This is a genomic window from Pseudoxanthomonas winnipegensis (genome assembly GCF_004283755.1).
In the GTDB taxonomy this organism is placed as follows: Bacteria; Pseudomonadota; Gammaproteobacteria; order Xanthomonadales; family Xanthomonadaceae; genus Pseudoxanthomonas_A; species Pseudoxanthomonas_A winnipegensis.
This window is the reverse complement of record NZ_SHMH01000005.1, coordinates 34872-57771: the sequence shown is the minus strand read 5'-3', so window position 1 is coordinate 57771 and position 22900 is coordinate 34872. Positions and strand designations below refer to the sequence as shown.

The 22900-nt window shown below is 69.2% G+C and carries 19 protein-coding genes and 1 pseudogene; 5 read left to right on the top strand and 15 right to left on the bottom strand.

Translation table 11 applies throughout. The features are described from left to right. Positions 1 to 3: 3 nt before the first annotated feature. Positions 4 to 609 carry a transcriptional repressor LexA gene (lexA, locus tag EAT51_RS10610; RefSeq protein WP_130517777.1) on the bottom strand — a complete coding sequence of 202 codons (606 nt, stop codon included), beginning with the start codon at positions 607 to 609 and terminating at the stop codon, positions 4 to 6. A gap of 124 nt (positions 610 to 733) precedes the next feature. Here lexA and EAT51_RS10605 point away from each other — a divergent pair, with 124 nt between their 5' ends. Together EAT51_RS10605 and EAT51_RS10600 are read left to right on the top strand one after the other, a co-directional pair. After that, positions 734 to 955 (top strand): AbrB/MazE/SpoVT family DNA-binding domain-containing protein, encoded by a 222-nt coding sequence (locus EAT51_RS10605; protein WP_130517776.1) that lies wholly within the window; start codon positions 734 to 736, stop codon positions 953 to 955. A 1-nt stretch (position 956) separates the two neighbouring features. Further along, on the top strand, positions 957 to 1385 hold the full coding sequence (locus EAT51_RS10600; RefSeq protein ID WP_130517773.1) for a type II toxin-antitoxin system death-on-curing family toxin: 429 nt from the start codon (positions 957 to 959) through the stop codon (positions 1383 to 1385). A 331-nt stretch (positions 1386 to 1716) separates the two neighbouring features. Here EAT51_RS10600 and EAT51_RS10595 read toward each other — a convergent pair. The 12 genes and pseudogenes from EAT51_RS10595 to EAT51_RS10540 form a co-directional block, all read right to left on the bottom strand. Beyond that, positions 1717 to 2977 (bottom strand): annotated as a pseudogene (locus EAT51_RS10595) (FAD-dependent oxidoreductase). A gap of 80 nt (positions 2978 to 3057) precedes the next feature. Then, positions 3058 to 4419, bottom strand: a complete 1362-nt coding sequence (locus EAT51_RS10590; protein WP_130517771.1) for an NAD-dependent succinate-semialdehyde dehydrogenase — start codon at positions 4417 to 4419, stop codon at positions 3058 to 3060. Between the two features lie 288 nt (positions 4420 to 4707). Next, positions 4708 to 6237: an efflux transporter outer membrane subunit gene (locus tag EAT51_RS10585; protein ID WP_130517769.1), complete on the bottom strand. Its 1530-nt coding sequence runs from the start codon at positions 6235 to 6237 to the stop codon at positions 4708 to 4710. Further along, on the bottom strand, positions 6224 to 7801 hold the full coding sequence (locus EAT51_RS10580) for an MDR family MFS transporter (protein ID WP_130517767.1): 1578 nt from the start codon (positions 7799 to 7801) through the stop codon (positions 6224 to 6226). The genes EAT51_RS10585 and EAT51_RS10580 overlap by 14 nt, the downstream gene beginning before the upstream one ends. Further along, positions 7798 to 9006, bottom strand: coding sequence for an HlyD family secretion protein (locus EAT51_RS10575; RefSeq protein ID WP_130517765.1), 1209 nt, complete (start codon positions 9004 to 9006; stop codon positions 7798 to 7800). The genes EAT51_RS10580 and EAT51_RS10575 overlap by 4 nt, the downstream gene beginning before the upstream one ends. Positions 9007 to 9161: 155 nt before the next feature. Further along, the gene (locus EAT51_RS10570) at positions 9162 to 10019 is read right to left on the bottom strand and encodes an ABC transporter permease subunit (RefSeq protein WP_130517763.1); all 858 of its coding nucleotides are present in this window, start codon (positions 10017 to 10019) and stop codon (positions 9162 to 9164) included. After that, positions 10016 to 10966, bottom strand: coding sequence for an ABC transporter permease subunit (locus tag EAT51_RS10565; protein ID WP_130561599.1), 951 nt, complete (start codon positions 10964 to 10966; stop codon positions 10016 to 10018). The genes EAT51_RS10570 and EAT51_RS10565 overlap by 4 nt, the downstream gene beginning before the upstream one ends. After that, positions 10963 to 12105: an ABC transporter ATP-binding protein gene (locus EAT51_RS10560; RefSeq protein WP_130517758.1), complete on the bottom strand. Its 1143-nt coding sequence runs from the start codon at positions 12103 to 12105 to the stop codon at positions 10963 to 10965. Before EAT51_RS10560 ends, EAT51_RS10565 begins: the two co-directional genes overlap by 4 nt. 140 nt (positions 12106 to 12245) lie before the next feature. Then, complete coding sequence (locus EAT51_RS10555; RefSeq protein WP_130517756.1) at positions 12246 to 13373, bottom strand: polyamine ABC transporter substrate-binding protein; 1128 nt, start codon at positions 13371 to 13373, stop codon at positions 12246 to 12248. Between the two features lie 108 nt (positions 13374 to 13481). Further along, entirely contained in the window at positions 13482 to 14846 is a 1365-nt protein-coding gene (locus EAT51_RS10550) for an aspartate aminotransferase family protein (RefSeq protein ID WP_130517754.1), read from the bottom strand. Positions 14847 to 15080: 234 nt separating this feature from the next. Beyond that, entirely contained in the window at positions 15081 to 16466 is a 1386-nt protein-coding gene (locus tag EAT51_RS10545) for a glutamine synthetase family protein (protein ID WP_130517752.1), read from the bottom strand. Continuing rightward, entirely contained in the window at positions 16463 to 17227 is a 765-nt protein-coding gene (locus EAT51_RS10540) for a gamma-glutamyl-gamma-aminobutyrate hydrolase family protein (RefSeq protein WP_130517750.1), read from the bottom strand. The genes EAT51_RS10545 and EAT51_RS10540 overlap by 4 nt, the downstream gene beginning before the upstream one ends. Before the next feature lie 187 nt (positions 17228 to 17414). Here EAT51_RS10540 and EAT51_RS10535 point away from each other — a divergent pair, with 187 nt between their 5' ends. From EAT51_RS10535 to EAT51_RS10525, 3 genes are all read left to right on the top strand, one after another. Next, positions 17415 to 18779, top strand: a complete 1365-nt coding sequence (locus EAT51_RS10535; protein WP_130517748.1) for a glutamine synthetase family protein — start codon at positions 17415 to 17417, stop codon at positions 18777 to 18779. After that, positions 18769 to 20064: an NAD(P)/FAD-dependent oxidoreductase gene (locus EAT51_RS10530; protein ID WP_130517746.1), complete on the top strand. Its 1296-nt coding sequence runs from the start codon at positions 18769 to 18771 to the stop codon at positions 20062 to 20064. Before EAT51_RS10535 ends, EAT51_RS10530 begins: the two co-directional genes overlap by 11 nt. A 95-nt stretch (positions 20065 to 20159) precedes the next feature. Then, positions 20160 to 20621, top strand: a complete 462-nt coding sequence (locus EAT51_RS10525; RefSeq protein WP_130517744.1) for a bacteriohemerythrin — start codon at positions 20160 to 20162, stop codon at positions 20619 to 20621. 4 nt (positions 20622 to 20625) lie between these two features. Here EAT51_RS10525 and EAT51_RS10520 read toward each other — a convergent pair whose 3' ends face one another. Together EAT51_RS10520 and fdhD are read right to left on the bottom strand one after the other, a co-directional pair. Next, on the bottom strand, positions 20626 to 21912 hold the full coding sequence (locus tag EAT51_RS10520) for an MFS transporter (protein WP_130517742.1): 1287 nt from the start codon (positions 21910 to 21912) through the stop codon (positions 20626 to 20628). Between the two features lie 186 nt (positions 21913 to 22098). Next, on the bottom strand, positions 22099 to 22875 hold the full coding sequence (gene fdhD, locus EAT51_RS10515) for a formate dehydrogenase accessory sulfurtransferase FdhD (protein ID WP_130518723.1): 777 nt from the start codon (positions 22873 to 22875) through the stop codon (positions 22099 to 22101). Positions 22876 to 22900: the final 25 nt, after the last annotated feature.

Genomic DNA, 22900 nt, shown 5'->3' with positions numbered 1-22900 from the left:
GCCTCAACCCCTGCGCACCAGGCCGCAGTACAGGCCTTCGATGGCGAAGTCCGCCCCGGCCGGCACCTCGATCGGCGCATGCGCCGGATTGCGCGGCAGCAGGCGCAGCTGGTGCCGGCCGCGCTCCAGGCGCTTGATGGTCAGCTCGCCTTCGATGCGCGCCACCACGATCTGCCCGTCGCGTGCCTCGGCGCTGCGATGCACGCCGACCAGGTCGCCGTCGAGGATGCCGTCGTCGATCATCGAATCGCCCTGCACGCGCAGCAGATAGTCCGGCCGCAGCGAGAACACGCCGGCATCCAGCAGCAGCTGCTCGTCCAGGCCGATATCCGCGCCGATCGGCACGCCGGCGGCGACCCGGCCCAGCACCGGCAGCGCCAGCAGCGCATCGCGGCGCACGGCCTCGGGCAGCCGGATTCCGCGCTTCTGCCCCGCGCGCAGCTGGATCAGGCCCGCCTCGGCCAGTGCCTGGACGTGCTTGTGCGCGGCATTGCGCGAGGCAAAGCCGAATTCAGCCGCGATCTCCGCCAGGCTGGGCGCGTGTCCGCGCAATGCCTGGGCCTTCAGATAGGCCAGCACGGCGGCGCGTTGAGGGGTCAGGGGGTCCATGGGTGGACATTTGTACACCTCCCGCGTCGCACGGGGCGAGATACGGCAAAGTCCTCGCTTGGCCTTGCGTTCCTATGTGAATCTATCGGAATATAACCATCGTTATAACATCGAGCGCACAACCATGAAGCTCAAGATCACCACCGTCGGCAATTCGGCCGGCGTCATCCTGCCCAAGGACCTGCTGGCCCGCCTGCGCCTGGAAAAGGGCGACACGCTCTACGCCCTGGAAACTCCGGACGGCATCAAGCTCACCGTCTTCGACCCGACCCTGGCCGCACAGATGGAAGTGGCCGAGCGGATCATGCGCGAGGACCGCACGGTGCTGCACAAACTGGCGCAGTGAGATGATCGTCTGGATGACCCGGGCCCTGGTGCTGGCCATCCACGACCGCCAACTGGCCGAGCACGGCGGCAGCGGCGGTGTGCGCGACGACGCCCTGCTCGATGCGACCCTGGCCCGCCCCCAGCAGCTGTTCGGCTACGGCGATCCACCTCCGGACCTGGCCGCGCTGGCCGCCAGCCTGGCGTTCGGGCTGGCCCGCAACCACCCGTTCGTGGACGGCAACAAGCGCACCGCCCATGTCTGCTACCGCGTGTTCCTGGTCCTCAACGGCGTGGAGTTGCAGGCCCGCGACGAAGACAAGTACATCGCCATGCTCGGCCTGGCCGATGGCGCCCTGGCCGAAGCCGCCTTCGCCGACTGGATCCGCAAGCACCTGACGCCCAAGCCCGGCAGCCAGCTCCACGAGCCTGAGGCGCGTTACGGCGGTTGATGACCACGCAGTACCCGGCCGGGGCGAGGCTCCGCGAAGAATGGATCGGGAATTCTTTGACTTTCGACCCGAAGTCTTCCGACGCCACGCACGAGGCAGCGGGCCGGCGGGCGGTGGCCGCGACGAGCGAGGCAGGAGCCGAGCGCCTTAAGGCAAGGCAGGATGCCCTGACCGAGGGAAAAGCAGATACCGCCCGCCGGACCGCTGCCCCTCCGAAGACAGAACGCCCACGCGCTGTGAGCGCCGGCAAAGCCAATGTCTTCAGCTGTAGATGAGAAGCCACTGGATTCCCGCCTTCGCGGGAATGACGGTAGGAGGTTTTCAGCGGAACTCAGCCGCCGTCGGCCAGTTCCAAGCCAGAAAGCGCTTCCGATACCACCTGCAATCCATCGCCCGCCAACGCCAGCAGAAAGGCGTCGGGCAAAGTCAGCTTCCCGAACAGGCCATGCTGAAGGCCGCTGAGCACGCGCAGCATGTGGCCGCGCCCGCCCGGCATCCGGCCCAGCCGGAGGAAGGCGAGATCGCGCAGCCTGGCCACCCGGTCGCGGTCGGACTGGAACAGCGGCGTCAGCCAGCGGCTCCAGAACTGATAGAGGCCCACATGCGCACGACGGCGCTGCTGATAGCGGGCCAGCGCGGCGGGAAGGTCGGCTTCGGCGCAAGGCATCGCGCAGCGCGGCGGCATCCATCAGCGCCATGTTGACGCCCTGCCCCAGCTGCGGACTCATCGCGTGCGCCGCATCGCCCATCAGCAGCAGACGGTCCCGATGCCAGGTGTGGACCACGGCATTGCGATAGCCAGCGCGCGCCAGCTGGCCACAGGCCTCAAGCGGGTGCAGTCGCGCATCGGCCTGCGGCCACAGCGCCGCGACCTCCTGCCGGAAGGCCGGCATCCCCGCCTGTTCCCAGGCCGCGAATCCATCGGCCGGCAGGCTCCAGAAGAAGCTCAGGCGCGGCGTGTCATCGCCCGGACGCGTCCCGACCGGCAGCATGCCGATCATCTTGCGCGCGGCCACGTAGCGCTGGCGCAGCTCATGCGGCCAGGCCCAGTCGTCCTGCGGCACCAGGCACCACAGCGCGCCCCACGGATAGGCGGCCTCCGAGCGCACGCCCTGCGTGTGCCGGCGCAGCGCCGAGCCCGCGCCATCGGCGGCGATCACCAGATCGAACGGCCCATGCCATTGGCCCGAGGCCTCGCGCACGCGGCGCGTGTCCTGGCTGATCTCGACGATGCGCGTGCCGCAGTGCACGCCGCCGTAACCGTCCCACGCCTGCGCCAGCAGCGCGAACAGCGCCCCGCGCTGCATGCCCAGCCCGAACAAACGCCGATCCAGATGCGCATAGCGCATGTCCATGACCGCGCGCCCCGCCGGCGTCTCGCCATACAGACGATCGATGCGGCGCCCATGCGCCAGGGCCTGCGGCAACAGACCCATCTCCCACAGCACCTGCAGCCCCGTGGGCTGCAGCAGGAAGCCGGCGCCCACCGGCCCCAGCACCGGCGCCTGTTCGAAGACATGCACCTGATGCCCGTCCGCGGCCAGCAATGCGGCCGCCGCCTGGCCGGCGGTGCCATAGCCGATCACCGCGATCTGGTGCCTGTTCCCTGGCGTGCCCCACTTTCCCGACGTGCTTGGTGCCCGCGATCATCGCATGCGGGCACCGCGCCGGATCAGCTCACGTAGATGCTCTTGATGTTGGTGAACTCATGCATGCCGTGGTTGGCCAGTTCGCGACCGAAGCCCGAGTGCTTGGTGCCGCCGAACGGCAGGCGCACGTCGGACTTGACGATGGCATTGACGAAGGCCGCGCCGCATTGCAGCTGCTGGGCCACGCGCTCGCCGCGCGCGGCATCGGCCGTCCACACGCTGCCGCCCAGGCCGAAGCTGGTGTCGTTGGCCACGCGCACGGCCTCGGCCTCGTCGTGCACCCGCAGGATGCTGGCCACCGGACCGAACAACTCTTCCGCGTAAGCGGGCATGCCGGGCTTGACGTGATCCAGGATGGTGGCCGGGTACTCGGCATGACCCGGCCCGGGCTGGCCGCCGAGCAGCACGGTGGCGCCATCGGCGACGCTGGCGGCGACCTGCTTGTGCAGTTCGTCGCGCAGATCCTGCCGCGCCATCGGCGCCAGCGTGGTGGCCTCGTCGTTGGGATCGCCGGTGCGCAGCTGGCCGGCGGCCTCGACGAAGCGCTGCACGAAGCGCTCGGCGATCGCATCGACCACGATGAAGCGCTTGGCCGCGATGCAGGTCTGGCCGGCGTTGTCGAAGCGGCCCTTCACCGCCGCGGCGACCGTCTTGTCCAGGTCGGCATCGTCGAGCACGACGAAAGCATCGCTGCCGCCCAGCTCCATCACGCACTTCTTCAGCACGCTGCCGGCGGTGGCGGCGATGGAGCGGCCCGCACGCTCGGAGCCGGTCAGCGTGACCGCGGCCACGCGCGGATCGCGGATGACCTGGGCGGCCTGATCGTTGTCGATGTGCAGCACGCCGAACACGCCCTCGGGCACGCCGCCGGCGCGCAGCGCCTCGGCGATGGAATCGGCGCAGCGCGGCACGTTGGTGGCGTGCTTGAGCAGCGCGGTGTTGCCGACCATCAGGGTCGGCGCCAGGAAGCGGAACACCTGCCAGATGGGGAAATTCCACGGCATCACCGCGAACACGCAGCCGATCGGTTCGTAGCGCACGTAGCTGGAGCGCGCCTCGGTCTGGATCGGCTCGGGCTTCAGGTAGTGCGCGGCGTGGTCGGCGTAGTAGTCGCAGGCGTCGGCGCACTTGTCGACCTCGGCCAGGGCTTCCTTCTTCAGCTTGCCCATCTCGGCCGTCATCAGCGCCTGGAAGGTCTCGCGTCGCTCGCGCAACGCCGCGGCGACCGCATGCAGGACGTCAGCCCGCGCCTCGATGGAGCGCTGGGCCCATTCGGGGAACGCGGCCTGGGCCGCGTGCAGCGCAGCCTCCACGGTGTTGGAGCCCATCAGCGTCTGACGATGCTCGACCTGGCCGGTGTAGGGATTGGGGACTTCAGTAGACATGCGCGACTCCGCGAAGCATCAAGACAGCGCGCCATCATCCGCCGATGCGCGTTACCCAGCCGTCGCCGCTGCTTTGCTCCACTCCTGGTGGGAGCCGCCATGGCGGCGATGGGGCTCTACCGGTAAAGCCCCATCGCCGCCATGGCAGCTCCCCCCTGTAGAGCGGAGCTTGCTCCGCTGGGGCCTTCCCCACGAACCGAACGAAGAGCAGCGGAGCGAGCTCCGCTCTACGAACGGACGGCTGCTGGAGTTGAGGAGACAGTTGCTCCCACCCAGCATCCCCGCGACTCAGCGCGCCGCGATGCCCGGCTGCGGTGCGTCCTGCCAGCCCAGGCCCAGGCTCTTCTGCAGGGCCACGTAGTCCACCAGCAGCTGCACCTGCGCCTGGGCCGCGCTGTCGCGGGCGCTGCGCTGCTGGCGCTGCACGTCCAGCAGGTCGATCTGCGAGGAGGCGCCCGCCGCGCGTCGCTGCTGCATCAGCGCAGCGGCGCGGTCGGCCGAGGCCTGGGCCTGCACCGCCACCAGCAGCTGCTGGCGCGCCGAGCCGAAGTTGGACAGCGCGGTGTTGGCGTCCTGCAGCGCGGCCAGCACGGTGTTCTCGTAAGCGGCGGCGCGGCCTTCGGTGCCGGCGCGGGCCTGGGCGACCTGGGCCTTGATGCGGCCGAAATCGAAGATCGACCAGCGCAGGAACGGCGCCACCAGCGTAGCGGCCGAATCGGCATTGAGCTCGCTGGGCTTGGTCGCCACCGCGGCCAGGTTGCCCATCAGCGTGACCTGCGGGAAATAGCCCGACAGCGCCTCGCCGATCTGGGCGTTGGCGCCGGCCAGCTCACGCTCGGCCTGGCGCACGTCCGGGCGGCGACGGATCATCGCGGCCGGGTCGTCCACCTTCACCTGCGCCGGCAGCGCGGGCAGCGGCACGACCGGCGCCAGGCGCGCATCGAGCGAACCGGGCACCTGCCCGACCATCAAGGCCAGCTGGTCCAGCGCCTCGCTGCGCTGGGCCTGCAGCGGCAGCAGCCGCGCCTGGTCCTGCTGCAGCTGGCCACGGGCGCGTTCGACCTGCAGGTCCGAATCCGCCCCGTGCGCGCGGCGCTGGGTGGTGAGGTCCAGCGCCTGCTGCGCATCGCGCACGGCGTCCTGGCCCAGGGCGATACGCGCCTGCAGGCCGCGATAGTTGAGATAGACCTGCGCGATCTCGGCGGCCAGGCGCACCTGCGCATCGGCCAGCTGAGCCTGCGCGGCCTCGGCCTGCGCCGCCGCGCCTTCGGCGGCGCGACGACGGCGGCCGAAGAAGTCCAGCTCCCAGCTGGCGTCGAAGCCGGCCAGGTACAGATCGCTGTCCAGATCGAGGTCGCGCGCGGCCTGTTCGACCGCCGCGCCGGTGGCCGGGTCGGTGGCCTGGGCGATGCCGGCGGCCCCGTCGCGGATGTCGTGCTGGATCGAATCCGGCGCCTTGACGTGGGCGTAGGCGCCCATCGCACCGACCTGCGGCAGGCGTTCGGCGCGGCGCTGGGCGAACAGCCCGCGCGAGGCCCGCACCCGCGCATCGGCCGCGCGCAGGTTGGGGCTCTGGCGCAGCGCGGTGTCGATCAGCCAGTCCAGCTGCGGATCGTGCAGTTCGCGCCACCACTGGCTGGGCGGCGGCGCGCTGACCACCCCGGTCGCGTCGGCGCGATGCAGGCGCGGCGCCTGCACGGCCTCGGGCGCCACCTCCGGGCGAACATAGTCGGGGCCGAGCACGCAGCCGGCCAGCAGGGCCGGCACCAGTACGGCCAGGGATGCGCGCGCGGCGCGGCGGGCGTCAATGCATCGCAAGTTGCGTCCCCTTGGGCAGCGGTTTGAGCAGGAAGGCCAGCGGGATCGAGCACACCACGATGACGCCGAAGATCCAGAACAGGTCGTTGTAGGTCATCACCAGCGCCTGCAGCTGCACCATCCGCGCCAGGGCGCCGATGGCCTGCATCGAGGCATCGCCACCGGCGGCGTGCAGGGCGCCGGTGAGCTGGTGCACGTAGTCCTGGCCCAGCGGCGAGTTGGCCGTGACCGAGCTGCCCAGCACTTGGGTGTGATAGGTCATGCGCCGCTCCTGGAAGGTGGAGATCAGCGCCAGGCCGATCGAGCCACCCAGGTTGCGCGCGGCGTTGAACAGGCCCGAGGCATCGCCGGCCAGGTCCTTGGGCACCGAACTGATCGCCGCCTGGTTGAGCGCCATCATCGCCAGCGCCAGCCCGCAGCCCTGCAGCAGCTGACCGGCGACGAAGGTCTTGCCCACGCTGTAGGAGGTCAGGTCGATGTTGATGAAGCAGGCCGCGGCGAAGCACAGCAGCCCGCCGATCACCAGCACGCGCACGTCCACCGTGCCCAGCAGCTTGGGCATGAACGGCATCAGGATCACCGTGGGCACGCCGCCCAGCAGGAGCACATAGCCGGACTGCTCGGTGTTGTAGCCCGAGACCATGGCCAGGAACTGCGGAATCATGTACATCACGCCGAACAGGATCATGCCCACCGCGAGCATCATCACGAACACCGCGCTGAAGCTGCGATTGAGCAGCACCTTGAGCTGGATCACCGGCTCGTGCCGCAGGAACTGGGTCGCCAGCAGCGCGGCGAAACCCACCAGCGACAGCGCCGACAGCCACAGGATGAATTCCGATTCGAACCAGCGCTCGCGCTGCCCCTCCTCCAGCACCACCGTCAGCCCGCCCAGGCCGGCGGTCAGGCCGAAGATGCCCAGCCAGTCGGCCTCCAGCAGGCCGGCCCAACGCGCCTGCTCGTGCTGCAGCCCCAGCAGCAGCAGTGCCACCAGGCCCGCGCAGACCGGCACGTTGAGGAAGAAGGCGTAGTGCCAGCTGACGTTCTCGGTCAGCCAGCCTCCCAGCAGCGGCCCGATCACCGGGCCCATGATCACCGTCATGCCGAACAGCGCCGTGCCCATGGTCTGCTGCGACGGCGGCAGGCGCGTGGCGACGATGGTCAGCGCGGTGGGGATCAGCGCGCCGCCGGCGAAGCCCTGGCCGACGCGGCCGAGGATCATCATCGGCAGCGAGGTCGACAGCCCGCACATCACCGAGAACGCGGTGAAGGCCAGCGCGCAGATCAGCAGGAAGTTGCGCAGCCCCAGCGTGCGCACGAACCAGCCGGTCAGCGGAATCATCACGATCTCGCTGACCAGATACGCCGTGGAGATCCACGTGCCCTCGGTGCCGCTGGCGCCGACCTCGCCCTGGATGGTCGGCAGGGCCGCGTTGACGATGGAGATGTCCAGGGTGGCCATGAACGAGCCGATCGTGCCGGCGGCCACCGCCAGCCATGCCCCGGCGTCGGCCTTCTGCGCGCCGGCCGGCCGAGCGCCCGCGCTGGCGCCGGTGGCGCTCACGGCTTGGAGGTGTCCCGGGCGTCGAGGCGGTCGGCCTCATCCTGCGCCTGGTCCTTGGCGCCCTTGGCCGAACGCGTATCGACCGTGGCGATCACCGACATGCCGGGCACCAGCACCTTGCGCGCCTGCTCGCCGGCGTCCACGCGGATGCGCACCGGCACGCGCTGGACGACCTTGGTGAAGTTGCCGGTGGCGTTCTCCGGCGGCAGCAGCGCGAACTGCGAGCCGGTGCCGGGCGACAGGCTCTCCACGTGGCCATGCAGGGTCACCCCCGACAGCGCATCGACCTCGATCTCGACCGGCTGGCCCGGGCGCATCAGCCCGACCTGGGTCTCCTTGAAGTTGGCCGTCAGGTACAGCGACTCCACCGGCACGATGGTCATCGTGCGCGTGCCGGCGGCCAGGAACTGGCCGACCTGCACGGTGCGATCGCCCACGCGTCCGTCGATGGGCGCCTTCAGATGTGTATCGCCCACGGCCACGTTGGCCTGGTCGACATTGGCCTGGGCCTGCTGCAGCCCGGCCTTGGCCTGCTCCAGCTGCGCCTCGCCCGCGGCGATCTGGCTCTGCGCGCCGACGATCTGCGCCTGGGCGGCATCGAACTGCGCCTGGGCCTGATCGCGCTGCTGACGCAGGCTCTCCAGATGCTCGTGGGTATCGGCACCGGAGGCGGCCAGTGGCGTGAAGCGCGCCACCTCGGCCTTGGCGAACTTCAGCTGCACCTGCGCCGAGGCGGCCTGGCTGCGCGCCTGCACCAGCTGTGCGCGATGGCCCTCGATGGCCGCCTGCGCGGCGGCGATGTCGGCCTGGCGCACTGCCACGGCGGCCTGCGCCTGCTCCAGCTGCGCGGTGTAGGTGCGGCCATCGATCTCGATCAGCGGCTGCCCCGCCTTGACCCAGGCGTGGTCCTCGACCAGCAGCTTGGTGACATAGCCGTTGACGCGCGGCGCCACGGCCACCGCATCGGCCTGCAGATAGGCATCGTTGGTCTCCTGCAGGTAGCGCCCGATGAGCAGGTGATAGACCAGCCAGACGATCAGCGCGATCAGCACCACCACACCGATGAGGATCAGCGTCCAGCGCACCTTGGGATTCTTCAGCGGCGAAGGCTTGGGCGGATCCTGCCGGCCCTGCGGATCGTCCCCGTCGGCGGGGGGCTGCGCACGGCCGTCCTGGCCGCGGTCGGGATCGTCGTGTTGGCTCAAGGCAGGTTCCTGCGCGCGAAGGTGGGGGCCATGCCCCAGGCGCTTGCACCCGCGATCTGCGGCGCAAGCGCTCGGGGCCGTGCACGTCTGCGTGGAGGCTAGAGCACCGGGGCCTCACGACGCCGTGAAAGTGAAACCCGGAGTCCCACTTAATGTCAACTCCGGCCGTCGTCCCCGCCCCGCAGCGCCAGCTGCCGGTCCCGCTTGCGGCGCTGTTCGCCGCGCGACATCAGCCACCAGCCCAGGCACGCGCACAGCGACACCGCCACGATCAACAGCGTCGCCAGCGCATTGATCTTGGGGCTCAGCCCCAGCCGCACAGAGGAGAACACCTTCATCGGCAGCGTGGTCGAATCGGGGCCGGAGACGAAGCTGGCGATCACCACATCGTCCAGCGACAGGGTGAAGGCCAGCAGCCAGCCCGAGACCAGCGCCGGGGCGATGATCGGCAAGGTGATCAGGAAGAACACCTGGATCCGGTTGGCGCCCAGGTCCATCGCCGCCTCTTCCAGCGACCTGTCCAGCTCGGCCATGCGCGAGGACACCACCACGGCGACGAAGGCCAGCGAGAAGGTGGTGTGCGCGATCCAGATCGAGACCATGCCCTTGGGCTGGAAATGGAACACCTCGCCCAGCGAGACGAACATCAGCAGCATCGACAGGCCGATGATCACATCGGGCATCACCAGCGGCGCGGCGATCAGCCCGCCGAACAGCGTCCTGCCCGGAAAGCGGCGCAGGCGCGTCATCGCCAGCGCGGCCAGCGTGCCCAGCACCACCGCGGCAGTGGCCGTCCAGAAGGCGATGCGCAGGCTCACCCAGGCCGCCTCCAGGATCGAGGCGTCGCCCAGCAGCTCGCCATACCACTTGAACGAAAACCCCGCCCACACCGTGGCCAGACGCGAGCGGTTGAAGCTCCACAGCACCAGCAGCAGCACCGGCAGATAGAGAAACGAAAAACCCAGTCCGAGCACGATCCGGGCCGGCCAGCGCGCGCGACCGACCGCGCTCACGTCAGCCGGCCCTCGAGCTGGCGCTGCTGGACGCGGTGGAAGATCAGGATCGGGATCATCAGCAGCGCCAGCATCGCGATGGCCACCGCCGAGGCCAGCGGCCAGTCGCGGTTGGCGAAGAACTCGTTCCACAGCACCCGGCCGATCATCAGCGTGTCCGGGCCGCCGAGCAGCTCGGGGATCACGAACTCGCCCACCGCCGGGATCATCACCAGCATGCAACCGGCGACGATGCCGGCGCGCGACAGCGGCAGGGTGATCCTGACGAACGCCTTCCACTGACGCGCGCCCAGGTCGTAGGCCGCCTCGAGCAGCCGCGGGTCGTGCTTGACCAGGTTGGTGTACAGCGGCAGCACCATGAAGGGCAGATAGCAGTAGACGATGCCGATGTAGGCGGCCAGCGGCGTGTACAGGATCTGCCGGCCCTCGATCCAGCCCATCGCCTGCAACGCATCGATCACGCCCAGCTGCTCCAGCAGCCGTCCGACCGGCCCGCTGCTCTTGAGCAGGCCGATCCAGGCATAGACGCGGACCAGGAACGAGGTCCACGACGGCAGCACCACCAGCATCACCGCGATGTGGCGCGAGGCCGGCGGCAAGCGGGCGATGACATAGGCCATCGGATAGCCGATCAGCAGCGCCAGCAGCGTGGCGATGGCGGCGATCTTCAGCGAGCTCAAGTAGGCGGCGATATAGCCGTTGCGCAGCGCGCCCAGCTGCAGATAGTTGGACAGGTCGAGCCTGAGCGCAACCTGCGCACCGTCCATGTCCAGGATCGGCGTGTACGGCGGCATGGCGATGGCCAGCCTGGCGAAGGAAATCTTCAGCACGATCAGGAACGGAACGGCGAAGAACACCAGCAGCCACAGATACGGCAGGCCGATCACGCCCCAGCGCGGGCCGGGCGTGCGCTGGCGCAGCCGCGTCAGCCAGGCCGGCACGCTCATTGGGTCAGCACCACGCCATCGTGGTCGCCCCACCACACCCAGACCGGATCGCCCCAGGTCAGGCCCTCGCTGGCCCAGCGCTGCACGTTGGCGAAGTGCGCCAGGACGACCAGGCCGCTGGGCAGCCTGACGTGATAGACCGAATGACTGCCGTAGTAGGCGATGTCCTCGATCACGCCGTGGGCCTTGTTGTACGGCTGCGCCGGTTCCTCCTTGGCGATGCCCAGCTTCTCCGGCCGCACGACGAAGGCCACCGCCTGGCCTGCGAAGCCGGAGATACCGTGGCCGACGTAGATGTCGGTGGCCAGCTGCGGCGCACGCAGGGTGACGAATTCGGCGTGGTCCTGGTCGATCACCGCCTCGATCATGTTGACCGAACCGATGAAGCCGGCGGCGAAGCGGCTGGCCGGCTGCTCGTAGATCTCATCGGGCGTGCCGACCTGGCGGATGCGGCCGGCCTCCATCAGCGCGATGCGGGTGGCCATGGTCATGGCCTCTTCCTGATCGTGGGTGACCATCACGCAGGTCACGCCGGTCTTCTCGATGATCGACACCAGCTCCAGCTGCATCTGCGTGCGCAGCTTGCGGTCCAGCGCGCCCATCGGCTCGTCCAGCAGCAGCAGCTTGGGCCCCTTGGCCAGGCAGCGCGCCAGCGCCACGCGCTGCTGCTGCCCGCCGGAGAGCTGGTGCGGCTTGCGCCTGGCCAGGTCGTCCAGCTGCACCAGCGCGAGCATCTCCTCCACGCGCCGGGCGATGTCGCGCTTAGGGATGCGGTCCTGCTTGAGGCCGAAGGCGATGTTCTGCTCCACCGTCATGTGCGGGAACAGCGCATAGGACTGGAACATCATGTTGATCGGCCGCTCGTACGGCGGCAGCGCGCCCAGCTCCTGGCCATCGAGGAAGATCCTGCCGGCGCTGGGCGTCTCGAACCCGCCCAGGCAGCGCAGCAGCGTGGACTTGCCGCTGCCCGAGCCGCCCAGCAGGGCGAAGAGCTCGCCCTTGCGGATGGACAGGTCGATCTCGTCCACGGCCAGGACGCCATCGAAGTCCTTGCGCACGCCCTCCAGGCGCAGATAGCCCTCCGCCCCCGGCGCAGGGCCGGATCCCGACGCGACCACCTGCTGTTCCCCTGCCGCCATCTCGCTGCCTTCGTCGCTGTTGGATGCCTGCGCGGTACCGGCCGCCGTGGGTGGATCATGCAGGCGACGGGCGGATCACGCGTGGATTCTGCCGCAGCGCCGCGCCACGATGCAGGCCATGCACCCCGCCCCGTCGCCGCCTACCGGCCGGTCTTCAGATCGGTCCACAGCCGGGTGTACTGCTTGTCCACCTCCGGCGGGATGATGGCGAAGGTGAACAGCTTGGCTTCCACCTCCGGCGGCGGATAGATCGTCGGGTCGGAGGTGATGGCCTTGTCCATCAGCGCCTTGGCCTTGGGCACCGCGTTGGGATAGCGGACGAAGTCCGAGTCGCTGGCCATCACCTTCGGGTCGAGCAGGTAGTTGATGTAGGCGTAGGCGTTGTCCACGTTCCTGGCGTCCTTGGGGATGGCCAGCATGTCGAACCACAGCGGCGCGCCTTCCTTGGGGATCGAATAGGCGATGTGCACGCCGTTGCCGGCCTCGGCCGCGCGCTCGCGCGCCTGGATCACATCGCCCGACCAGCCCACCACCAGGCAGGTATCGCCATTGGCCAGCGCATCGATGTAGGCGGAGGAATGGAACTGGCCGATGTACGGGCGGATCGTCTTGAGCAGCGCGCCGGCCTTGTCGATGACCTGCGGGTCGGTGCTGTTGGGGTCTTCGCCCAGGTAGTTGAGCGCGATCGGGATCAGCTCGGACGGGGTGTCCAGGAAGGTGACACCGCAGTCCTTGAGTTTGGCCAGATTCTCCGGCTTGAACACCAGATCCCAGCTGTTGGTGACCTCGGTATTGCCGAAGGCCGCCTTGACCTTGTCCACGTTGTAGCCGATGCCGGTGGTGCCCCACATATAGGGCACGGCGTACTGGTTGCCGGGATCCTGCTTGGCGATCTTCTGCATCATCTGCGGATCGAGGTTGGCCAGGTTGGGGATCCTGGCCTTGTCCAGCGGCTGGAACACGCCCGCCTGGATCTGCCGCCCCAGGAAGTTGAGCGTGGGCACCACCACGTCGTAGCCGCTGGAGCCGGCCAGCAGCTTGGCCTCCAGCACCTCGTTGCCGTCGAACACGTCATAGGTCACCGAGATACCGGTGGCCTTCTCGAAGTCGGCATTGGTGTCCGGGGCGATGTAGTCCGACCAGTTGTAGACGTTGACGTTCCTGGACTTGCCGCCGCCCGCCTCGCCCGACGCTGCCGCACCGTCCCCGCCGCCGCAGGCGGCCAGGCCGGCCATCGCCACCATCACTCCGAACACCCGCACCTTCATCGCCACTCTCCACCCTGGTCCGCCACCGCGGCGGTCGTTGGTCAGACTGTACCCGTCGCAGCCTGCGTGCGGCCCGGGTTGATGGGCTGTGCTGGCCGGCATCACGCCTCAGATCCCCAGCGCCGCGGCGGTGTCGTCCAGCGCCTTCCAGGTCTTGTCGAACAGTTCGTCCACCTGCGCGCGCTCGATCACCAGCGGCGGTGACAGCAGCATCGCGTCATAGGTGGCGCGCAGGATGAGCCCGTGGCGCAGCGCGTTGTCGCGACACAGTGCCCCCACCTTGCCGCGTTCCTCGAACAGAGTGCGCCGGCCCTTGTGCGGGACCAGCTCCAGGGCGCCCATCAGGCCGACGATGCGCGCCTGGCCGACCAGCCGATGCTCACCCAGCTCCGCCCAGCGCTGGGCCAGATAGGGCGCGATGTGATCGCGCGCGGTCTCGACGATCCGCTCCTCCTGCAGGAGGCGGATGTTCTCCAGCGCCACCGCCGCGCACACCGGATGGCCCGAGTACGTCGCCCCGTGCGCCAGCTCGCCGCCCTGCGCCTTCAGCAGGCCGGCCACGCGCTCGCCGAACATCGCCGCGCCCAGCGGGATGTAGCCGGAGGTGATGCCCTTGGCGATGGTCATCACATCGGGCCGGAAGCCGAAGGTCTGCGCGCCGAACCATTCCCCGGTGCGGCCGAAGCCGGTGATCACCTCGTCGGCCACCAGCAGCACGTCGTACTGGCGGCAGATGCGCTCCACCTCCGGCCAGTAGGTGCGCGGCGGGATGTATACGCCGATGGCGCCCATCACCGGTTCGCCGATGAAGGCGGCCACGCGCTCTGGACCCAGTTCGAGGATCTTGTCCTCCACCCGGCGCGCGGCGAGCAGGCCGTACTCGTCTTCTGAAAGCTCGCCGCCATCGTGGAACCAGAACGGCGGATCGACATGGACGATGTCCGGGATCGGCAGGCCGCCCTGCCCGTGCATGCGCTTCATCCCGCCCAGGCTGGCGCCGGCCACGGTGGTGCCGTGGTAGCCGTTGTGGCGGGCGATGAAGACGTTCTTGCGCGGCTTGTCCTGCACCGCCCAGTAGTGCCGCACCAGGCGCAGGATGGTGTCGTTGGCCTCGGAGCCGGAGTTGACGAAGAAGGCGTGATCCAGATCGTACGGCGTCAGCTCGGCCAGCTTGGCCGCCAGGCGGATGGTCGGCTCGGTGGTGCACTGGAAGAAGCTGTTGTAGTAGGCCAGCTGCTCCATCTGCCGCGCGGCGGCCCGGCCCAGCTCGGCGCGGCCATAGCCGATGTTGACGCACCACAGCCCGGCGAAGGCGTCGAGCAGCTTGTGGCCTTCGGCATCCCAGACGTAGCAGCCCTCGCCGCGGGTCAGGATGCGCGTGCCCTTGGCGGCCAGCGCCGCGTTGTCGTTGAAAGGATGCAGATGGTGGGCGGCATCGAGGTCTTGCAGGGTGCGGGCTTGATGGGCATCCATGGACTTGTGCTTCTCGCTTGTTACACGGTGGCGTGTCTTACTTGCGTTGGTTTCTCTTAGCGGCTGGAGCAGCCCACAGAATCCTTCATCTGCGCGACCTCAAAAAACCGTCATTCCCGCGAAAGCGGGAATCCATGGACCTTCGCGCGCAGAGTCCACGTCCATGGGTCCCCGCCTTCGCGGGGACGACGACGGGAATCATCGGCCGTTTCCACAGCGCCGCGTGGCACGCGCCTAGACATTCAACAGCAGAAACTCCCGCTCCCACGAACTGATCACCCGGAAGAACGTCTCGTACTCCTTGCGCTTGACCGAGATATAGGCGCGCACGAAGCGCTCGCCCAGCAGCGCCCGCAGCGGCGCGCAGCCTTCCAGTTCGTCCAGCGCCTCGCCCAGCGAGCGCGGCAGTTCGAAGCCGATGTCCTGCGCACTGCTGGCCAGCGGCTTGGTCGGCTGCAGCTTCTCCTGCAGCCCCAGCAGGCCGCAGGCCAGGGTCGCCGCCATCGCCAGATACGGATTGGCGTCGGAGCCAGCGAAGCGGCTCTCCACGCGCGTGTTCTCCAGCGTGTCCTTGGGCACGCGCAGCCCGCAGGTGCGGTTGTCGTAGCCCCACTGCACGTTGATCGGCGCCACCTGGCCGATGGCCAGGCGCCGGTAGGAATTCACGTTGGGCGCGAAAAAGGCCATGGTCATCGGCGCATACTTCTGCAGCCCGCCCATGTAGTGCAGAAAGGTCTTGCGCTCCTTGCCCAGCTCCTTGCCGGCGAACACGTTCGTGCCGGTCCTGCGATCCAGCAGGCTCTGATGGATGTGCATGGCGCTGCCGGGCTCGTTCTCCATCGGCTTGGCCAGGAAGGTGGCGTAGATGCCGTGGCGCAGCGCGGCCTCGCGCATGGTGCGCTTGAACAGGAAGACCTGATCGGCGCGGCTGAGCGCGTCGGCGTGGGTGAAGTTGACTTCCAGCTGCGCCGCGCCGGATTCGTGGATCAACGTGTCCACGTCCAGCTCCATCGCATCGCAGTAGTCGTACATCAGGTCCAGGATCGGATCGAACTCGTTGACCGCATCGATGGAGTACGACTGGCGCGCGGTCTCCGGCCGGCCCGAGCGCCCGGCCGGCGGCAGCAGTGGGAAGTCCGGGTCGGTGTTCTTCTGCACCAGGAAGAACTCCAGCTCCGGCGCCACCACCGGCTGCAGGCCGGCCTCCTCGTAGGCCTTGAGCACGCGCCGCAGCACGTTGCGCGGGGCCAGATCGTGCGGCTCGCCGTCCTTGGTCCAGCAGTCGTGGATCACTTGCGCAGTGGGATCGGCGGCCCACGGCACCATGCGCACGGTGCCCGGGTCCGGGCGCAGGAACATGTCCGAGTCCGAGGGACTGGTCAGCTCGTAATAGTCGTCCGGATAGTCGCCGGTGACCGTGGTGGCGAAGATGCCCTCAGGCAGGCGCGTGCCGTAGTCGTGGCTGAACTTGTCGGCCGGAATGATCTTGCCGCGTGCGATGCCGGTGATGTCCGGCACCAGGCACTCGACCTCGGTGATGCGCCGCTCCTTGAGCCAGCGCCGCAGCGAATTGTCGGCCGGCTCGGCGGGCGTGTCGGGTTGGGTCTTGCGGCGGCTCATGCGAAGGCGACCTCCTGGCGGCGGGTGGCGCGGGCACGGCAGGCCTGGCCGAAGGCGTGGAAGATGCCGGCGTAGAACGGCTGCTCGGTCACCCGCCACTCCGGATGCCATTGCACGCCGAGCAGAAAGCTCACGCCTTCATGTCGAAAGGCCTCGATCAGGCCGTCGGGCGCGGTCGCCTCGATCACCAGGCCCTCGGCCAGGCGGCGCACGCCCTGACCATGCAGCGAATTGACCCACGGCGCGTCCTCACCGAAGGACGCCAGCAGCCCGCCCGGCGCCAGCGTCACAGGATGGGCCGGGCCGTACTGCACCTCCAGCGGCGCGCTCGTCTCCTGGCGATGGTCCATCAGCCCCGGCACCGCGTGCACCTTCTGGTGGAGCGTGCCCCCCAGGGCGACGTTGACCTCCTGGAAGCCCCGGCAGATCGCCAGGATCGGCACGCCGGCGGCCAGCGCCGCACGCACCAGCGGCAGCGCGGTGCCGTCGCGCGCCGCATCGTGCGGGTTGCCTTCCCAGCTCGGTTCGTCCGAATAGTGATGCGGCTCGATGTTGCTGATCGCGCCGGTCAGCAGCAGGCCATCGACCGTGTCCAGCAACACCTCCACCGGCAAGGCCGGCGTCAGCGACGGCCACAGCAGCGGCACGCAGCCGGCGCCCTCGACGATCGCCCGCAGGTACTTCTCGCCCACCATCAGAAAGGGATGCGATCCGATCGGTCTGCGGTCGGTCGGCACACCGACCAGCGGCGGTCTGGCCATGCAGGACGGCTCCTCAGGGCGTTGAAGCAAGCTAGCGTGGCCGTTTTATTTTTACAACACGCACCGCGTGCGAGCCGTCAGTTGCTGTCCTGCAGGCCAGATTCATGAACTCGCGCGGCGGCGGCGTTGAGTATTCTTGACAACAACACGCCTGCTAGGCTGTCTCCAACGCCGCCAAGAGCCCGCCATGACCGCCCTGTCCGACGCCCGCGACGCCGCCACCCTGGCCGCCTTGCCTGACCTGGAGGCCATCGACCTGCTGCTGCCGGACATGAACGGCCTGCTGCGCGGCAAGCGCGTCACGCGCCAGGCGCTGGACAAGGTGTTCGCCGATGGCATCTGCCTGCCGATGTCGCTGATCGCCACCGACATCACCGGCAATACCGTCGAGGAAACCGGCCTGGGTTACGACATCGGCGACGAGGACCGCATCTGCCGGCCTGTGCCAGGCTCGCTGCGACCGGTGCCATGGACACCGCGCCCCACCGCACAGCTGCTGCTGGCGATGGAGGACGGCGCCGGCGGCCTGTTCGAGGCCAATCCGCGGCAGGTGCTGGCCCGGGTGGTGCAGCGCTTCGCCGACCTCGGCCTGACCCCCGTGGTGGCCATCGAGCTGGAGTTCTACCTGTTCGACCGCCTGCCCGACGCGCACGGCCGCCCGCAGCCGGCGATCAACCCCAACACCGGCACGCGCAACACGAGCACGCAGGTCTATTCGATCGAAGACCTGGACGACAACCGCGATTTCATCGATGCGGTCGCGGCCGTGTGCCGCGCACAGGACATCCCCGCCGACACCGCCGTGGCCGAGTACGCGCCGGGCCAGTTCGAGATCAACCTCAAGCATCGCGCCGATGCGCTGCAGGCCTGCGACGACGCGGTGATGCTCAAGCGCGCGATCAAGGCCGTGGCACAGCAACAAAGCCTGCAAGCCAGCTTCATGGCCAAGCCCTTGGTGGACCAGGCCGGCAGCGGCCTGCACGTGCACGTGAGCCTGCTCGACGCGCAGGGCCGCAATGTCTTCGCCGGCACCGCGCAGGCGCCGGCCGCGGCGCTGCTGCACGCCATCGGCGGCCTGCAGGCCAGCGCGGCCGACACCATGCTGCTGTTCGCCCCGCATGCCAACAGCTACCGCCGCTACGTGCCCAACGCCTTCGTCCCGCTGGGCCGCAGCTGGGGCTACAACAACCGCACCGTGGCCATGCGCATCCCGCACAGCGACGCGGCCAACACGCGCATCGAGCACCGTATCGCCGGCGCCGACGCCAATGTCTACCTGGCCTGCGCCGCCGTGCTGGCCGGAATGCTGCATGGACTGGAACAGCGCCTCGATCCCGGCCCGCCCATCGTCGGCAACGCCTACGCCCAGACCGAGCAGCACAGCCCGCACTGGCGCGGTTCGATCGAGGATTTCCTGGGCAGCGCCTTCATCGCCGAACATTTCGGCGAACGCTTCCGCCACCTCTACGGCCAGCAGAAGCGCAAGGAACAGCGCAGCTTCGACACCCAGGTCACCGACCTGGACTACGCCTGGTACCTGCGTGCGGTCTGAGCCCGGCACGCCCGGCGCCTACCCCGACAGCTGGTACGCGGCCAGCACCACGCCCCTGCCCGCCCAGCCCGCGCTCGAGGGGCGCATCGACTGCGATGTCTGCATCCTCGGCGCCGGCTACACCGGCCTGTCCGCGGCGCTGGAGCTGGCCGAGGCCGGTTATCGCGTGGTGGTGCTGGAAGCGCAGCGGATCGGCTGGGGCGCGTCGGGCCGCAACGGCGGCCAGGCCATCGTCGGCTTCGGCTGCGGCGAGGAGAAGCTCGAGGCGCTGGTGGGGTTGGACGACGCGCGGCGCATGTTCGATCTGTCCCGCGAAGGCCTGGCCTGGCTGCACGCGCGGCTGGCCCGACACGGCATCCAGGCGCACTGGCGCCCGGGCCACGCCACCGTGCCGCTGAAAGCCCGCCAGCAGCGCGAAGTGCAGGCCATGGTCGAACGCTTCCACACCCACTACGAGCATCCGGTGCAGTGGTGGGACCGCGAACGCCTGCGCGCCACCCTGGCCAGCGAGCGCTACCTGGGCGCGCTTTACGATCCGATCAGCGGCCACCTGCATCCGCTGGCCTATGCGCTGGGCCTGGGACGCGCGGCGCTGGACGCCGGCGTACGCATCTTCGAGACCAGCGCGGTGACCCGCCTGCAGCGCGGCGCGCGGCCGGTGTTCAGCACGGCACGCGGGCAGGTGCACTGCGACTTCGGCGTGCTCGCCGGCAATGCCCTGCTGCACGGCATCGCGCAGGAACTCGAGGCGCGGATCATGCCGGTCGGCACCTACATCGCCGCCACCGTCCCGCTGGGCGAGGAACGCGCACGCGCGCTGATCGGCAACGACATGGCCGTGGCCGACACGGCCTGGGCGCTGGACTACTACCGCCTCAGCCACGACCACCGCCTGTTGTTCGGCGGGCGCGCCAGTTACTCCGGGCGCCCCCCGCGCGATCTCGCGGCGATCATGCGCCGGCGCATCGCGGAGGTGTTCCCGCAGCTGGGCGAAGTCGCACTGGACCACGTCTGGGGCGGCCTGGTGGACATCTCGCGCAACCGCGCCCCGCACTGGGGTCGCCTGCAGCCCAACCTCTACTTCGCGCAAGGCTTCTCCGGTCATGGCGTGGTCGCCACCGGCCTGGCCGGCAAGCTGATCGCCGAGGCCATCGCCGGCCAGTCCGCTCGCCTGGACCTGTTCGCCAGGATCCGGCACGCGCCCTTCCCTGGCGGACAGGCGCTGCGCACGCCGCTGCTGGTGGCGGCGATGAGCTGGTACAAGCTGCGCGACGCGCTGTGGTGACCGCCCGACATTGACTGCGATCAATGCCGCCGCGATCGGCCGATGCCAGCCTGCGGGCATGGGGCCTCAGGGCCCGCAACCGCACGGGACACGCGATGGCACTTCTGATCTGGCAGGACGATCTGGACACCGGCATCGGGGTGATCGACCAGCAGCACCGGCGCATCGTCGAGATGATCAACACCCTGCATCAGACCCAGCAGCAGGGCCAGCGGCTGGCCGTGGGCGACGTGATCGCCGAACTGGTGGACTACACCCTCTCGCACTTCGCCTTCGAGGAAGAGCTGATGGAGGAAGCCGGCTATCCCTTCTGCGCCGCGCACAAGCGGGTGCACGAGGTGTTCACCCGCCGCGTCAGCGAGTACCGCCTGCGCTTCGAGGCCGGCGAGGACGTCACCGAGGAACTCAAGCAGATGCTGGCGCGCTGGCTGTTCAACCACATCCGCAGCGACGACAAGGCCTATTCGGAGACCGTGCGCCGGCACCTGGACCAGTTCAGCCGCCACCACCAGCAGGGCGGCTGGCTGGCGCGCACCATGGCGCGCCTGTTCCGCTGAAGGCCTACAGCGTGACGCTGGCGTGGCGGCGCACCGCCAGCAGGGCCAGGATGGTGATCAGCGCCGCCCCGCTGAGGTAGAAGCCCACCGGCTGCACGCCGTACTTGCCGGCCAGCCAGGTCGCCACGTACGGCGCCGGCGCGGCGCCCAGCACGCTGGCCAGGTTGAAGGACAGCGACGAGCCGGTGTAGCGCACCTCGGTCGGATAGACCTCCGACAGCAGCGTGCCAACCGGGCCATAGGTCCAGCCCATCACGAACAGGCCCAGGCACAGGAACACCAGCACGAAGGCCGGATGCCCGGCGGTGAACAGCGTCGGGAACACCAGCCCGAACAGCAGGATGCCCACGCTGGCCACCATCATCGCGTGGCGCGCCGAGGTGCGGTCGCCGAACTTGGCCGAGATCGGGATGCCGGCCGCGAAGAACAGCATGCCCACCATCTGCATCAGCAGGAATTCCTGCTTGGAATACCCCAGCGTCACGGTGCCGTAGCCCAGCGCGAACACCGTCATCAGATAGAACAGCACGAAGGTCGCCAGCGCCCCGAGCGTGCCCAGCACCAGTGGTCCCAGATGCTGGGAGAACACCGCGCGGAACGGCACGCGCAGACGCTCGTTACGCTCGATCGCCTGCTGGAAGGCCGGCGTCTCGCGGATCGACAAACGCACCCACAGGCCGATCAGCACCAACAGCGCCGAGGCCAGGAACGGCACGCGCCAGCCCCAGGCCAGGAACTGCTCCGGCGACAGCAGCGCGCCCATGATCAGGAAGGTCGAGGCCGACAGCAGGAAGCCCAGCGGCGCGCCCAGCTGCGGGAACATCCCGTACCAGCCGCGCTTGCCCGGCGGCGCGTTCTCGGTGGCCAACAGCACCGCCCCGCCCCACTCGCCGCCCAGGCCGATGCCCTGACCGAAGCGGCACAGCGTCAGCAGCACCGGCGCCAGCAGGCCAACGCTGTGATAGCTGGGCAGCAGGCCGATCACCACCGTGGAGATGCCCATGGTCAGCAGCGCCGCCACCAGCGTGGCCTTGCGTCCGATGCGGTCGCCGAAATGGCCGAACAGCGCCGAGCCGAACGGCCGCGCCACGAACGCCACCGCGAAGGTCGCCAGCGACGCCAGCTGCGCGGCCACCGGATCGCCCTGCGGAAAGAACAGCTTGGGGAACACCAGCACCGCGGCGGTGGCGTAGATGTAGAAATCGAAGAATTCGATCGTAGTGCCCATCAGGCTGGCCAGCAGGACGCGGGCCGGAGAGTTGACGGGCGGGGCGGCGGTGGTCGAGGACATCTTCAGGTCGCGTTCCGGAACAAAAGCCGGCGGATTCTGTCATGTTTGACCGTACGTGGTGACGACGGTTGCCGGCGAGACGATTCCAGCAACGCAAAGGACACCGGTCGCGGCATGGGTGCGGCGGTGCTGCGGCGGCGCAGCACGCCTCGAACGGTCTGTCATTGGGCAACCGTGAACAGTCGCTCAGCCCGCCGCGTCCAGCCGCTGCGGGTGGGTATAGAGCGCGTAGCCGTCCTCGCGGGCGAAGCCCAGCAGGGTCAGGCCGGTGCGCTGGGCCAGCGCGAGGGCCAGGGCGGTCGGGGCGGAGATGGCGGCCAGGAAGGCGATGCCGGCGCTGGCGGCCTTCATCGCCATTTCGTAGCTGGCCCGGCTGGTGACGACCAGGAAACCGGCCTGGGGATCGAGCCCGGCGCGATGCATGGCGCCGATCAGCTTGTCCAGCGCGTTGTGCCGGCCCACGTCTTCGCGCACCAAGGCGATCTCGCCGTCGGCCAGCGCCCAGCCGGCGGCATGGGTGGCGCCGGTGCGGGCGCCCAGCGGTTGGGCGGCGCGCAGCTCGCGCAAGGCGCGCTGCAGCGCGGCGGGCGTCACGACGATCCCGGGGCCGACCGGTGCGGGATCGCGCAGGGCCGCCTCCAGCAGTTCGCTGCCGCACACGCCGCAGCCGCTGCGCCCGCTCATGCTGCGGCGGCGGCGCTGCAGCACCTGCTCGCGTTGCGGCGGGATGCGCATGCGCACCTCCACGCCTTCGAGCAGGTATTCGATCGACTCGACATGCGCATCCTCGATGGCCTCGACGATGCCCTCGCTGAGCGCGAAGCCCTGGGCGAAATCGACCAGGTCGCAGGGCGTGGCCATCATCACGGCGAACGGCGCGTCGTTGTAGACGAAGGCCACCGGCACTTCCTCGGCGATCTCGTCCGCGCGTGCCTCGGCGACTTCGCCGCGCACGCGCACCATCTCGCGCCGCACACTGCCGGCGTCT